The organism is Bradyrhizobium sp. SYSU BS000235, from assembly GCF_049747295.1.
Lineage (GTDB): Bacteria > Pseudomonadota > Alphaproteobacteria > Rhizobiales > Xanthobacteraceae > Afipia.
The window spans coordinates 4,973,685-4,987,417 of record NZ_JBMHJM010000001.1 but is presented as its reverse complement, the minus strand read 5'-3'; the positions used below and the strand labels follow the sequence as shown (position 1 = coordinate 4,987,417).

Sequence of the window (13,733 nt, the reverse complement as noted above, 5' to 3'; positions counted from 1 at the left end):
GTCGGGATCGGGCAAATTTCGGTTTCGGAGCACCAACAAAAAGGGCGCCCGGAGGGGCGCCCTTTGAAACCAATCCGCAGTTGCGGACAATTTGATCGCAGCGATTAACGCTTCGAGAACTGGAAGGAGCGGCGGGCCTTGGCCTTGCCGTACTTCTTACGTTCGACGACACGCGAGTCACGGGTCAGGAAGCCGCCCTTCTTGAGGACGCCGCGCAACTCCGGCTCGAAATTGGTGAGAGCCTTGGAAATGCCGTGACGCACAGCACCGGCCTGACCGGAGAGACCGCCGCCTGCAACGGTGCAGTAAACGTCGTACTGGTCCTGACGGGCAGCGGCGACGATCGGCTGCTGGATCATCATGCGCAACACCGGACGAGCGAAGTAAACTTCGACTTCGCGGGAATTGACGACGATCTTGCCGGAGCCGGGCTTGATCCAGACGCGGGCAACCGCGTCCTTGCGCTTGCCGGTGGCATAGGCGCGGCCGAGCTTGTCGACCTTCTTGACGTACTTTGGACCTTCGGCGGTCGCGGTCTTGAGCGCCGACAATTGGTCGAGGGACTGCATGGTATCGGACATTACGCAACCCTCGTGTTCTTACGGTTCATCGATGCAACATCCACAACTTCGGGCTGCTGTGCTTCATGCGGGTGCTCGGCACCTCCGTAGACACGCAGATTGCCCATCTGGACACGGCCCAGCGGTCCGCGCGGGATCATGCGCTCGACAGCCTTCTCAACAACGCGCTCCGGGAAGCGGCCTTCGAGGATCGACTTTGCAGTGCGCTCCTTGATGCCACCGATGAAGCCGGTGTGCTTGTAATAAACCTTGTTGTCACGCTTGCGTCCGGTGAGGACGACCTGAGCAGCGTTGATGATGATGACATTGTCACCGCAATCAACGTGAGGCGTGTAAGTCGGGAGGTGCTTGCCGCGCAAACGCATGGCAACCAAAGTAGCGAGACGGCCGACGACCAGACCCTTGGCGTCGATCAGCACCCACTTCTTATTGACCTCGGCTGGCTTGGCCGAAAACGTCTTCATTTGAGGGATCCGTGAAATTTGGTGTTCGGCGCAAATCGCCAAAGCTGACGCGGTTTCTAAATAACCGCGCCGCACACGTCAACGTCCCATCATGAGAAATAGATATTTAAAATCAGATACTTACAAATATGGTATTTTGATACCTGCGAAATCATTGAGCATTCGGAATGGAATAGGTCGCCGTCACATGCGCGATCGGGTCCGGCGAAGTGCCGGATAGCAGCAGAACTTCACCGACCGCGAGGCGTTTGCCGAGCTTCATGAGCTTGGCGGCCGCAACGATGTCCTGCCCCGGCTGCCCCTTTCGGAGGAAATTGATGTTGAGGCTGGTGGTCACCGCGAGCCCGACGGGACCGATGGCCGACAACAGCACGACGTACATGGCGAAATCAGCCAGCGCCATCAGCGTCGGCCCTGAAACCGTTCCACCCGGCCGCAGCATCCGCGCGTTGTAGGGCTGGCGCAGCAGGCTGGTGGCACCGTCCGCGCTCTCGATCAGGATCTCACCGCTGGCAAAAGCCTGTGGAAACTCCTTGTGGAGAAACGCCTGGAGCTCCGCCACGGTCATTTTAGCTTTATTCATGGGTGGTCTGCCCTGCCTCATCGCTTATATGACGGCCTTGTAACACACGGAACGATCAGCAAAAGTGGAAACAGATTTCACATAGGCCTCGCCCTCGCCTACAAACGGCGCACACGTGATGCCTTCCAGGCACGACAACGGACATCGTCATGACGATCCAGGCTGCAACGGCCCCATCGGCTCACTTACCATCGCCTCTGTTGCGCGAGACGATCAACGGCATTGCCGTGCTGACGCTGGACTTACCGAAATCCCGGAACGCGCTGTCGGAAGCGATGCTCGCTTCGCTGCAGGCGCAACTCGACGCGATCCGCGAGGACAACGCGGTCCGTGCCGTTGTCATTGCCGCGAATGGCCCCGCGTTTTCTTCCGGCCATGATCTCAAGGAATTGACCGCGCGCCGCGCCGATGCGGACAATGGACGCGCCTACTTTGCGCAGATCATGACGGCCTGCAGCACCATGATGCAAACCATCGTGAACCTCCCCAAGCCCGTCGTTGCCGCCGTGCAGGGGCTCGCGACGGCCGCGGGCTGCCAGCTTGTTGCGACATGCGACCTTGCGGTCGCCTCCAACAAAGCAACATTTGCCACGCCGGGCATCGACATCGGACTGTTCTGTTCCACGCCGATGGTCGCACTGACGCGTAACATTCCACGCAAACACGCAATGCATATGCTGCTGACCGGCGAGCCGGTCTCGGCACAGCGCGCTCAGGAACTTGGACTCGTCAACGAGGTCGTCGCCGCCGGCGAGGAGCGGCAGGCCGCGATCGGACTTGCGAAGAAAATCGCACTGAAATCGGCCTACACGCTCAAGGTCGGCAAAGAAGCGTTTTACCGGCAAGCCGAAATGAGCCTTGCGGATGCTTATCGTTATACGGCACAGGTGATGACCGAGAACATGTTGGCGCGCGACGCGCAGGAAGGCATCGGCGCCTTCATCGAGAAGCGCGCGCCCAAGTGGGAAGACCGGTAACGCCGGCGGAAAATTCAAGATGAATCACGACGCATACGAAGACGCTTACATCCGCGGCATTCTCACCGGGGTCAAAACCATCGCCATGGTCGGCGCCTCCCCGGTCAACGTTCGTCCGAGCTATTTCGCATTCAAATATCTGGCCGAGCGCGGCTACGACATGATTCCGATCAACCCGGGACAGGTCGGCAAAAGCCTCGTTGGCAAACCCTTCGTCGGCTCCCTGAAAGAGATCGGGCGCCCGGTCGACATGGTCGACATCTTCCGCAACTCCGATCACGCGGGCAAGGTTGTCGACGAAATCCTGGAGCTTCCGACGTTGCCGAAAGTGATCTGGATGCAGCTTGGCGTGCGTAACGACGCCGCAGCGGCCAAGGCGGAAGCCGCCGGCATCAAAGTCGTGATGAACCGCTGCCCGAAAATCGAATATGGCCGCCTGACGTCAGAGATCCAGTGGATGGGTGTGAATTCGCGCACCCTGAGCTCCAAACGCGCGCCGACTCCCACCAGCAGCATGCGCTTGTCACTCAATCGTGCGAGCGTCAGTGGTGGTGCAACCACTGCGGCGGATCGTGTCGCCAAGGACAAGAACGACGTTTCATGACGTCGTGATTTTGGAGCATATTTGTCTTCGCTGCGGCGAAACGAACCAATCTCCTTTTCGTGTTAACGCCGATCGCAGCGGGCCGCTTGACTGATTTTGCGTCCGCCCGCAGGATTCCAATCTAGTGGAGTGCCGGTTCACGGCACGCAATGAAGGATTTCACATGACTGACCGCTTGCCGGGATTTTCCACGCTCTCCATTCATGCCGGTGCGCAGCCGGATCCCACCACCGGCGCGCGGACAACGCCGATCTACCAAACCGCTTCTTACGTCTTTAACGACGCGGATCACGCAGCCTCCCTGTTCGGCCTGCAATCCTTCGGCAACATCTACACCCGCATCACCAACCCCACGACGGCTGTGCTCGAGGAGCGTGTGGCGGCTTTGGAAGGCGGTACCGCTGCCGTGGCATGTGCGTCCGGGCACGCCGCCCAGATGCTGGTGTTCCACACGCTGCTACAACCAGGCGATGAATTCATCGCGGCACGGCGGCTCTACGGCGGCTCGATCAATCAGTTCAACCACGCCTTCAAGAATTTCGGCTGGAACGTCGTGTGGGCCGATACCGACGACGTGGAGAGCTTCCAGCGCGCGGTGACGCCCAAGACCAAGGCGATCTTCATCGAGTCGATCGCCAACCCGGGCGGCACGGTGACCGACATCGAGGCCATCGCGACGATTGCCCGCAACGCTGGCGTCCCGCTGATCGTCGACAACACGCTCGCTTCCCCTTATCTCATCCGCCCGATCGAACATGGCGCCGATATTGTCGTGCACTCGCTCACCAAGTTTCTCGGCGGCCACGGCAACTCGCTGGGCGGCATCCTCGTTGACGCCGGCACCTTCGACTGGTCCCGCGATGGCCGCTACCCGGCCCTGAGCGAACCGCGCCCGGAATATCACGGCATCAAGTTGCAGGAGACCTTCGGCAACTTTGCCTTCGCCATCGCAGCCCGCGTGCTTGCGCTGCGCGACATTGGTTCGGCAATCTCGCCCTTCAATTCGTTCCTGATCCTGACCGGCATCGAAACTCTCTCGCTGCGCGTGCAGCGACATTGCGATAACGCCAAAGCTGTCGCGGAATTCCTGTCGACCCACCCCGCAGTGGCGTGGGTCAATTATGCGGGCCTGCCCGGCGACCGCTATCACAACCTCGCCCGCAAATACGCGCCGAAGGGTGCAGGAGCGGTGTTTACCTTCGGTCTCAAGGGTGGCTACGACGCGGGCATCAATCTCGTCTCGAACGTCACGCTGTTCTCGCACCTGGCCAACGTCGGCGACACCCGGTCGCTGATCATTCATCCGGCATCGACCACCCACAGCCAGCTCAGCGACGCGCAAAAGGCTCAGGCCGGCGCAGGCGTTGATGTGGTGCGTCTGTCGATCGGTCTGGAAGATAAGGAAGATCTGATCGCCGACCTCGATCAGGCGCTGAAGGCCTGACGACTGTCAATCGATCAAAAGCAAACGCGGCGCCGGGGATTGGCGCCGCGTTTTTAGTTTACAGAGCAAATGGACTTTTATGAAAACTTAAGGTTTTGAGGTCCGCAGTGACGTGGACGCCTTGTCCGCACGGCTCAGGCGCGCATTGCGCTGGAAAATCGAATAGGTCGCGAGCGCAAACAAGACCACCAGCAATTGCGCCGACAACGCCTCGACGGTGGGATTGAGACCGAGTGATCCAAGCCATCCGAAGCTCTTGAGTTCGGTGAACGGCAAGATGCTTTGCTCCTGGAATTCCTGAACCGCCTCGCCGATGAACTTGATGCCCATCGCGAACAGAAATGCAGAGGTGACGACGAACAGCGGCCGCAGCGGAATGCGCTTTGCGATCAGGTTGATGAAATAGAACAGCACGACAAGGCCGAGCGTCGCCGCGCCGAGCCCCGCGAAAAGTCCAACACTCCAGCCGCCGGACGTGGTGGCGAGCGCATTGATGAACAGCACTGTCTCCGCCCCTTCGCGGAAGACCGCGAAAAACGCAAGCATCGCTACTGCCCACGACGTATCCTGCGCCAGTGCGTTACTGGCCTTCGCGGCCAGGTAATCCTGCCAGCCGCGAGGATCCTGCTTCACCATGAGCCAGCCGCTAACGTAGAGCATCAGGCCTGCCGCGATGAGAATGATGAATCCTTCCAGCACATCGCTGTGCTCGCCGGAATTCCAGATCGCAAACAGCCATGCGGCTATAAGGCTGAAGCCAATCGCCGCAAGCGCACCTCCGTAAAGCGCAGCGATGCGATGTCCGCCGCCGACCTTGCGCAGATAGCCTGCCAGCGCGGCAATCACGAGCATGGCTTCCAGCCCTTCGCGCAGCAGAATGACGGCGGCCTGGACAAATGCGTTCGACATAACGGGACTCGATGACATCACAGTTTGATGACGTTGTTCTATTCCTCGCCTTCCTGCAGTGAAAGCGGGGATGCCACGCACTAAGTTGTGAAGGGCTCAGGTGATGATAGAAACGCCCGGAAATCGGGCATTTCTTTCAGGCATTGATACTTTAGAATAGCTCAACTTAATCGCTCTCCGGCCTAGCTCGGATTGCTGACCACGAGACTGAGTTTGGCGGACGTGGTTGCAGGCAGTCGTGCGCCGAGCCGCTCCGCATGAAACAGGGCCATGGTCAGAACCACGATCGCCATCGCCTGATGCGACAGACCGAGGTCGATCGGCACTTGGTTAAGCAGTGTGATGATGCCGAGCGATGCCTGGACGAGCATCGCGGCGGCCAACCATATGGCTCCGCTTACGACGGCCGAGCTTGCGCGCGACCGGACGGCATCGATGGCATGCAAAACAGCCACCACGAGCAGCGTGTAGGCGATCATGCGGTGGGTGAACTGAACCGTCAGCGTGCTGTCGAAGAAGTTGCGCCACCACGGCTGTTCGAAGAACAACCGTTCGGCTGAGGGGATAAAGCCGCCGTCGATCAGCGGCCATGTGTTGAACACCTTGCCGGCGCGCAAGCCCGCCACCAGCGCTCCGAAGTAGAGCTGCAGGAAAACCAGCACCAGCAACAGCCGGCTGGTGAATTTCACCCGCGCCGCCGCGACAATCGGCTCAGGTTTCCCGAGCCGCCGCAGCGTCCAGACGATGGCGGAGAAGATCAACAGCGCCAGCATGAAGTGCGCCGCGAGCCGGTACTGCGAGACCGAGACGCGATCAGTCAGGCCAGACTTCACCATCCACCATCCAACGGCCCCTTGAAGCCCGCCCATAGCGAAGATGATCCAGAGCCTGCGCTTCAGTCCCTCGGAGTTGTTAAAGGCGCCTTTCCAGAGAAACCAGAGGAACGGAAACAGGAAAGCCGCGCCGATCAGGCGTCCCAGCAGCCGATGTCCCCACTCCCAGAAGAAGATCGTCTTGAAGTCGGACAGCGACATGCCCGCATTCATCTCGCGATACTGCGGAATGGTCTTGTAGGCTTCGAATTCCTGGTTCCACTGCGCGGCCGTCAGTGGGGGAATGGTCCCCGTGACAGGTTTCCACTCGACAATCGACAAGCCTGATTCCGTCAGCCGCGTCGCACCGCCGACCAGCAGCGTGCAGACGATAAGCGCGGCCACGCAAACCAGCCAGATGCGCACGCCGCGCAGGCTTGCCACGGGCTTTTCTGGTCGATCGGATACAGCAGAGAGCATTTAAAAACACAGCCTTGAATGAATTCGCGCGGACCTTATAGTCCCGGCACTTTATCGCGCAAGCTGCGCTCCGGCTACGATCCGCACAAACCTGTTATGACCATCCGCACCCGCAAACTACTTGGAACTATTGGACTTCTCGTGCTGGTGGTCATTTGGTCGCTGACCGGAATGGCGATTGCGCAGACCCCCTTGCTCGCCTCATCGAGGCTCGCGCAGGCGATTTTTTATGTGGTTGCGGGACTCGGTTGGGTTCTCCCCGCTATGCCGCTCATTTCCTGGATGTCGCGGCCCGATCCTCAGCCGTAATTGATCGCGGGTTCCACCTCCCGCCTCTCCTCACGACGTACGGTAATACCGGAAAGAACCGCGCGGAAAGCACGCAGCGACGTTCTGCGTCCGTCCCAGGCAATACGAGGCAACCGCATGAGGTCCGGCTGACCATCGCGGCCAATGAAGCCGGCCTCGGAAGACACGGCTGTCGCAAAGCCCGATTCCCGCGCCAGCATCACATCCCGCGGCGTAAAGCTATCGCGATCCCCATAGGGATAGGCAAAGTGCCGGCATGACATCCCGAGCGCCGTTTCCAGAACCTTGCGCCCCATGGCCATTTCCCGCAGCACCGCGGTCCCCTTGGTCTGGCGTAAATTCGGATAGTTCACCGTTGCACAGCCGATCGTTGCCAGCGGATCTCGCGCAAGCACCGCGAGGTCCTGCCATGTCATGGTGATGTTCTTAGAGACCGAGGAAAGATCAACGCCGTAACGCCGGCATAGGTCGCCGATCGCCACGCCAAGATCATCCGGCGGCAATGACAACAACCAGGCATGCAACACATCATAGAGTTCGTACTTGCTGGCGCGGTCGGACACGTTGAAGCGCTTCTCATCGCCATCCATGACCAGCGCGATACGCGTGGTCTTCGCCACGACATCGCGCAATGCAAGCTGCCATGCCTGACCGATGCCGTCGACAAAGCCGGTCGGGACATAGATCGCGAACGGAACGCGATGACGCGACAACACCGGATACGCGAATGTCATGAAATCGCAATACGCACCGTCGAACGTCAGAGCGATGTAGCGCTCCGTCCCGATCGGCTGTTGTGCGCGTTCTGCAATCTCGTCGATGGACAGGACGTCGAACTTCCAGCGCTTTAACGCCTCGATGGCGCGGTCGAGGAATTCTGGGGTGATCTCATGGGATCGCAATGGCTGAAACGGATCGCGGTGGGATGGCCGGACATGTTCGAATTTAAGGATCACACCACAGCCGTGTGCGTTCCTCTCCGCCAGACGCGCCAGACCACTGGCATATGCGACTTCCAGCCCGGCATTCGCCAGCGCCCGCTTCCAGGACAACACAGATCAATCCTTGCCCGCCACCACCTGTGGAGCGGCATTGTCATTACTCTTTGTTGACATTTGTTTGAATAAGGTCGCGCCAGTGTCCCGTCTCCGAATAACCGACCAATTTACGTCGCGTTCGCCGACGCAGGTTTTTATCCACGAGTTAAGGTCCGTATGACCATGGCTGCCGCGCTTCAAAGCCAAACAGAACATGGCCAGTCGCACTCCGGCGCCCCTCGCATCGCCCGTGTCGATGTCATCCGCGACATGGCGGATGCCGAAGCCATCTGGCGTCAGTTCGAAGACCCAGACGTCCTGTCCACCCCCTACCAGCGGTTCGAACTGCTCGACGCCTGGCAGAAAACGGTCGGACAGGATGAAGGTACCGATCCATTCATCGTCGTCGCCTATGGCGAAAAGGACGAGCCGCTGCTGCTGTTGCCGCTCACGGTTGGCCGCGAAAACGGCGCACTGGTGGCCCGCTTCATCGGCGGCAAGCACCCCACATTCAACATGGGCCTGTGGCAGCGGGACTTCGCGGTATCCGCAACCAAGGCCGATCTCGATACCCTCATTGCAGGGATCGGCAATCGCGCTGATGTGCTTGCCTTCACCCAGCAGCCCAAACAATGGCAGGGGGTGATCAATCCGTTCGGGCACTTCGGCGGACAACCATCAACCAATCGATGCCCGCTGATGACGATGGTGCCGGGCTGCAAGCCCGAAGAGCGGGTGAGCAATTCGACGCGCCGCCGCTTGCGGAACAAGGAGCGCAAGCTCCAGGCGCTGCCCGGCTATCGCTATTTTGTGGCAACGACCGACGAGGAAATCAATCGCCTGCTCGATGGCTTCTTCATCATCAAGCCGCAACGCATGGCGCTTTCGAAACTTCCAAACGTCTTTGCCGATGCCGCCACGCAGGCCTTTATTCGCGAAGCCTGCTTGAGGAAGCTGCCGAATGGCGAACGCGCCATCGTCATGCATGCCCTGGAATGCGACGGCGAGATCATTGCGATCTTCGCGTGCGTGGCCGATGGCCAGCGATTCTCGACCATGTTCAACACCTACACGATCTCCGAGAATGCCCGCTACAGCCCGGGTCTGATCCTGCTGCGCGACATGATCGATCATTACGGCGGGCTCGGCTACAGCTCGCTCGATTTCGGCGTAGGCTCAGACGACTACAAAATGACGTATTGCAAGGAAGACGAGCCGATCTTCGACAGCTTCATTCCGCTCACTGCGCGCGGCAGACTGGCTGCCTTGGGCATGTCGTCATTGACGCACGCCAAGCGCCTCGTGAAGCAGAACCCGGCACTCATGCAGATGGCGCAACTGTTGCGCAACGCCATCCACCGCTAATCCAGGAAAGTATCTCAGGCCGCAGCGATCCGCTCGCCGGAAGCTGCGACGTCAGCCGACTGCACGGCGGATTTCAGAATCGTCACATTCACGAAGCCCGATGCCAGCAGCTGCTTGCGCATCGTATCCCGGCCCTGCGCAGTGATGCCGGGATCCGGAATGATAACGGCGTGAGCCTGCGACGCGATCAGCGCGGCCGGCAGATCCGACGCGGTGCCGGCATCAAGCACCACATGATCGTAGGCGCGCAACAATGCGTCGATCGCGAGATTCACGCGGGGCAACTGCAGAAGAGACCGCTGCGCCACATCCCGGCCCGCACCGACCAGATGAAGACCCGATTGCCGATCCTTGGTGATGATCTGGCCGAACGATGCTGCACCTTGCATGAGGTCCGTCAGCCCCGGTGCGGCGGGATCGGACGAGATCGCAGTCAGCGTCGACGAGGCGATCGACAGATCGACCAAAGCAACCTTGGACGTGCGGGCAAGCAACCGCGCCAGGGTCAAGGCCGTCAACGTCACGCTTTCATTCTGGTGAGCCCCGATGACCGTGATCTTTCGCGAGGTATCCCCACCGGCTCGAAGTGAATTGGCAACCCACTCCATCTCACCCGGGACTTCGGGCGCTTGCGACTTCGTTTCGTGGAACATCGTCTCCCGCAAAGACACAGGCGGCGCGCGATCGCCCAGCACACGCGGCGCTGTCATCCGCAGCAACTCACCCGTCGCGATGTAGCCGGCGCTCAGCATGAACGTCGCCAGCGTGGCGATCAGCACGATCGGCAACTTCTTCGGGAAAGCCGGCGTGTTCGATACGATGGCGCGGGAAATGATGCGGCCATCCGCCGGCGCCGCGTCGATATTCTCGCGTGTGGTCGCCTCGCGATATTTGGCGAGATAGGATTCCAGCAGATCACGCTGCGCCTTGGCTTCACGTTCAAGCGCGCGGAGTTGCACATCCTGGCCGTTGGTCGATGTCGCCTGACGCTTCAACTGGTCGAGACTTCCGTTCAGGCCGTCGACCCGGGCACTGGCGATCTTTGCATCGTTTTCGAGCGAGCGGGAAATCTTGCTCGCCTCTTCCCTGATCTGGCGGTCGATGTCCGCGATTTGCGCCCTCAGTTCCTTGATGCGCGGATGGCCGCTCAGCAGCGTCGAGGATTGCTCGGCAAGCTGGGCGCGCAATGTCACGCGCTGCTCCGACAGGCGGCGAACCAGTTCGGAATTGAGAACTTCGGACGCCTCAATGGGGCGGCCGCTCTGCAGCATCTCCCGGATCGAGCGAGCCTTTGACTCCGCATCGGACTTCAACGCGCGCGCGTTGTTGACCTGGGTATTCAACTCACCAAGTTGCTGGTTGGACAGCGTTGTGCTGTTGGTGCCGATGAAAAGGTTGGACTTCGAGCGGAATTCCTCGACCCGCGCTTCTGCTTCCGCGACCTTCTTGCGCAACCCCTCGATCTCGACCTGCAACCACTGTGATGCAGACTTCGCCTGATCCTGCCGGGCAGCCTGCTGAAAGATGAGGTATTCGTCAGCGACGGAATTCGCCACGCGCGCTGCAAGGTCGGGATCGCGCGACTGGAATTCGATGACGATGACGCGCGATTTTTCGACCGGATACACGGTCAATCGCTCGGAATAAGCCTGAAGCACCCGCTCCTCGGGGGTCATCTTGAACGGATCTCTGCCAATGCCGAACAGCGACAGCAGTGTCTTCAGCGGCGAAATGCCATGCAGCACCGGATCGAACTCGGCGAGGTCAGCCAGCTTGTTCTTCTTGATGACCTCTCGTGCAAGATCACGCGATAGCATGAGCTGAACCTGGCTGGTGACCGCTTCTGCGTCGATGGTGCCGCGCTCTTCATTGCGTTCGCCATTGGGGCGCAGGAAGACGTTCTCACGGCCGTCGATCAGAATTCGCGCCTCTGATTTGTAGCGCGGCGTGATCATGTTCACGGCAATCAGCGAAAGCAGCAGCGCAGCCCCGGTCGGGATAATCACCCAGGCCCGCTTGCGCACCAGTTCCCGCCAAATGGCGCGCAGGTCGATGTCGCCTAATTCCGATGAAGAGGCTGATCGCGGGGCTGGCGCAGGTTCAACAGGCGGCGCGACTGTCGCAACGGTCTTCGACCAGGTCTTGCTCACCCATCCACGCGGAAACGCGAAACGCATGTAACTCTCTCCACCGACCACTTACTGCGGACTCAAAACCCGATCGATGGAGGCGATTACAGTTGATTAAGGTTGCTGCCCGGTTAATTGAGGCCAGATTTCGGCACGCAGTCACCCAACGTCACACTTTGTTAACCATGAAAGGAGTTAATCGGAATCGATACTTTTCCTGGATTATTCCCATGCAGCGCTGCCGAGCGTTATTCGCCTGTTTCCTCCTCGCGCTCGCGGTGTCGGGTTGTATGCGGACCCCTGGCCCAGCGGCAGCCGTCCCCAATCCCAGCCTGGATTCCCTTGCCTATGACGGCACCTACCGGCCGCGCAACGTCACGGTCCCTGCCTCGTATGCCTATGCACCACAAGACGAGCCATATCGCCTGGATGCCGGCGATCGGCTGCGCATCGTTGTCTATGGTCAGGAGGGGCTGACCAACACCTATACGGTTGGCGCCAGCGGCTCGATCACCATGCCGCTGATAGGTGCAGTCCGCGCGCGCGGCTTGACGCCTGCGGAACTGGCGGCCGCCGTGACAGCACAGCTGAAGAAAGGGTATCTGCGCGAGCCATATGTCGCAGCCGAAGTCGAAAGTTACCGGCCCTTCTTTATTCTCGGTGAAGTGACCGCCCCCGGGCAGTATCCCTACGTTCCGAACATGACGGTTGAAAGCGCCGTCGCCATCGCCGGTGGCTACACGCCCCGCGCCCATCGCAACGACGTCCAACTCACACGCACGGGCGAAGCCGGCACACAGCGCGCCACCGTGCCGCCCGGCACGGTCCTCAAACCCGGCGATACAGTGGTTGTGACCGAGCGGTGGTTCTGATGCCTGAAATGGCGAACTCTCCGCTGCGCATTCTCCATGCGGTCCGCGCACCTGTGGGCGGCATCTTTCGCCATATCCTCGACCTCGCCGTTGGACAGGCGGAACGTGGTCATGCCGTCGGAATTCTGGCCGACAGCCTCACCGGCGGCGACCGCGCCGAGGCAGCCCTCAAGGAGATAGCGCCAAGATTAAAACTCGGCGTTCATCGGCTTGCGATTCGGCGAGAGCCCCATCCCGCGGATACCACAGCTGCGATGCAGTTTTTGAAGATCGCTCAGTCGCTCAATCTGGATGTGCTGCACGGACACGGTGCAAAGGCCGGAGTCTATGTGCGCCTTAAGGGCAAATCCAAGAACGCGATTCGCGTCTACACGCCCCATGGCGGCTCCCTGCATTATCCGCCAAATACCCTGAAGGGCGCGCTCTATGCAAAAATGGAGCGAGCGCTGATGGACCGGACGGAGCTGTTTCTGTTTGAGAGCCGCTTTGCCTGCGACACTTACGAGCGTGTGATCGGAAAGCCGACCAAGGGTCTTGTTCGCTGTGTCTTCAACGGTGTGACCGCGTCTGAATTCGATGCGGTCAAGCCGGCAGAAGACGCGACGGATCTGGTGTATGTCGGGGAATTCCGCGCAATCAAGGGCACCGATCTGCTGATCGAAGCCGTCGGGCGGCTGCGGTCTCGCGGCCGGTCTGTGACCCTCACCCTCGCCGGCGATGGTGAAGAGACCGAAAAACTGAAGGCACTGATCAAGAAATTGAAGCTGGAGGACGTGATCCGTTTCATCGGGCACGTCAAGGCCAGATTCGGATTCTCCAAGGGGCAGCTTCTGATTGTTCCATCCCGTGGGGATTCCATGCCCTATGTGGTGATCGAAGCCGCGGCCGCGGGCGTTCCGATGCTTGCCGCCAATGTCGGCGGCATCCCGGAGATATTTGGACCACACACGTCGGGGCTGTTTGCACGGAACGATGCCGGCGCAATGGCTGACGCAATCGAAACGGCCCTCGCCGATATGAGCGCCACCCATGCCCGCGCCAAAGAACTTCGGGAACGGATCTTCATGCACTTTTCACAAAACGCCATGGTCGATGGCGTCATGAACGGGTATCGCGACGCGTTTAATTCGCGTTAACCGGTCTTTACCAACGATAACCAAATCTTCC

14 protein-coding genes are annotated in these 13,733 nt (G+C 60.0%); 7 read left to right on the top strand and 7 right to left on the bottom strand.

Annotation, left to right across the window (positions count from 1 at the left end; translation table 11 throughout):
• Nucleotides 1-104 precede the first annotated feature (104 nt).
• The 3 genes from rpsI to ACP0KA_RS23480 form a co-directional block, all read right to left on the bottom strand.
• Complete coding sequence (gene rpsI, locus ACP0KA_RS23490; RefSeq protein ID WP_424631115.1) at nt 105-581, bottom strand: 30S ribosomal protein S9; 477 nt, start codon at nt 579-581, stop codon at nt 105-107.
• Nucleotides 581-1,045 carry a 50S ribosomal protein L13 gene (rplM, locus tag ACP0KA_RS23485; RefSeq protein ID WP_424631114.1) on the bottom strand — a complete coding sequence of 155 codons (465 nt, stop codon included), beginning with the start codon at nt 1,043-1,045 and terminating at the stop codon, nt 581-583. The genes rpsI and rplM overlap by 1 nt, the downstream gene beginning before the upstream one ends.
• A gap of 151 nt (nt 1,046-1,196) precedes the next feature.
• Nucleotides 1,197-1,628 (bottom strand): PaaI family thioesterase, encoded by a 432-nt coding sequence (locus tag ACP0KA_RS23480; protein ID WP_424631113.1) that lies wholly within the window; start codon nt 1,626-1,628, stop codon nt 1,197-1,199.
• 149 nt (nt 1,629-1,777) lie between these two features.
• Between ACP0KA_RS23480 and ACP0KA_RS23475 the strand changes: the two genes are divergently transcribed.
• The 3 genes from ACP0KA_RS23475 (at nt 1,778) to ACP0KA_RS23465 (ending at nt 4,653) form a co-directional block, all read left to right on the top strand.
• Nucleotides 1,778-2,605, top strand: coding sequence for an enoyl-CoA hydratase (locus ACP0KA_RS23475; RefSeq protein ID WP_424631112.1), 828 nt, complete (start codon nt 1,778-1,780; stop codon nt 2,603-2,605).
• Nucleotides 2,606-2,624: 19 nt separating this feature from the next.
• On the top strand, nt 2,625-3,209 hold the full coding sequence (locus ACP0KA_RS23470; protein WP_424631111.1) for a CoA-binding protein: 585 nt from the start codon (nt 2,625-2,627) through the stop codon (nt 3,207-3,209).
• 163 nt (nt 3,210-3,372) lie between these two features.
• A complete protein-coding gene (locus ACP0KA_RS23465) occupies nt 3,373-4,653 on the top strand; it encodes an O-acetylhomoserine aminocarboxypropyltransferase (RefSeq protein WP_424631110.1) in 1,281 nt (426 codons plus the stop codon).
• Nucleotides 4,654-4,740: 87 nt separating this feature from the next.
• Here ACP0KA_RS23465 and ACP0KA_RS23460 read toward each other — a convergent pair whose 3' ends face one another.
• The gene (locus ACP0KA_RS23460; RefSeq protein WP_424631109.1) at nt 4,741-5,562 is read right to left on the bottom strand and encodes an FTR1 family iron permease; all 822 of its coding nucleotides are present in this window, start codon (nt 5,560-5,562) and stop codon (nt 4,741-4,743) included.
• A 182-nt stretch (nt 5,563-5,744) separates the two neighbouring features.
• Nucleotides 5,745-6,854 (bottom strand): COX15/CtaA family protein, encoded by a 1,110-nt coding sequence (locus ACP0KA_RS23455; protein ID WP_424631108.1) that lies wholly within the window; start codon nt 6,852-6,854, stop codon nt 5,745-5,747.
• 96 nt (nt 6,855-6,950) lie between these two features.
• Between ACP0KA_RS23455 and ACP0KA_RS23450 the strand changes: the two genes are divergently transcribed.
• A complete protein-coding gene (locus tag ACP0KA_RS23450; RefSeq protein WP_424631698.1) occupies nt 6,951-7,163 on the top strand; it encodes a DUF2842 domain-containing protein in 213 nt (70 codons plus the stop codon).
• Here ACP0KA_RS23450 and ACP0KA_RS23445 read toward each other — a convergent pair.
• On the bottom strand, nt 7,154-8,218 hold the full coding sequence (locus ACP0KA_RS23445) for a polysaccharide deacetylase family protein (protein WP_424631107.1): 1,065 nt from the start codon (nt 8,216-8,218) through the stop codon (nt 7,154-7,156). The genes ACP0KA_RS23450 and ACP0KA_RS23445 overlap by 10 nt on opposite strands.
• Before the next feature lie 159 nt (nt 8,219-8,377).
• On the opposite strand from ACP0KA_RS23445, the gene ACP0KA_RS23440 reads away from it, so the two are divergent.
• On the top strand, nt 8,378-9,565 hold the full coding sequence (locus ACP0KA_RS23440) for a GNAT family N-acetyltransferase (protein ID WP_424631106.1): 1,188 nt from the start codon (nt 8,378-8,380) through the stop codon (nt 9,563-9,565).
• A gap of 14 nt (nt 9,566-9,579) precedes the next feature.
• On the opposite strand, the gene ACP0KA_RS23435 is transcribed toward ACP0KA_RS23440, so the two are convergent.
• Nucleotides 9,580-11,742: a GumC family protein gene (locus ACP0KA_RS23435; protein ID WP_424631105.1), complete on the bottom strand. Its 2,163-nt coding sequence runs from the start codon at nt 11,740-11,742 to the stop codon at nt 9,580-9,582.
• Nucleotides 11,743-11,924: 182 nt separating this feature from the next.
• Between ACP0KA_RS23435 and ACP0KA_RS23430 the strand changes: the two genes are divergently transcribed.
• Together ACP0KA_RS23430 and ACP0KA_RS23425 are read left to right on the top strand one after the other, a co-directional pair.
• A complete protein-coding gene (locus tag ACP0KA_RS23430; RefSeq protein WP_424631104.1) occupies nt 11,925-12,566 on the top strand; it encodes a polysaccharide biosynthesis/export family protein in 642 nt (213 codons plus the stop codon).
• Nucleotides 12,566-13,702, top strand: a complete 1,137-nt coding sequence (locus ACP0KA_RS23425; RefSeq protein WP_424631103.1) for a glycosyltransferase family 4 protein — start codon at nt 12,566-12,568, stop codon at nt 13,700-13,702. Before ACP0KA_RS23430 ends, ACP0KA_RS23425 begins: the two co-directional genes overlap by 1 nt.
• Nucleotides 13,703-13,733: the final 31 nt, after the last annotated feature.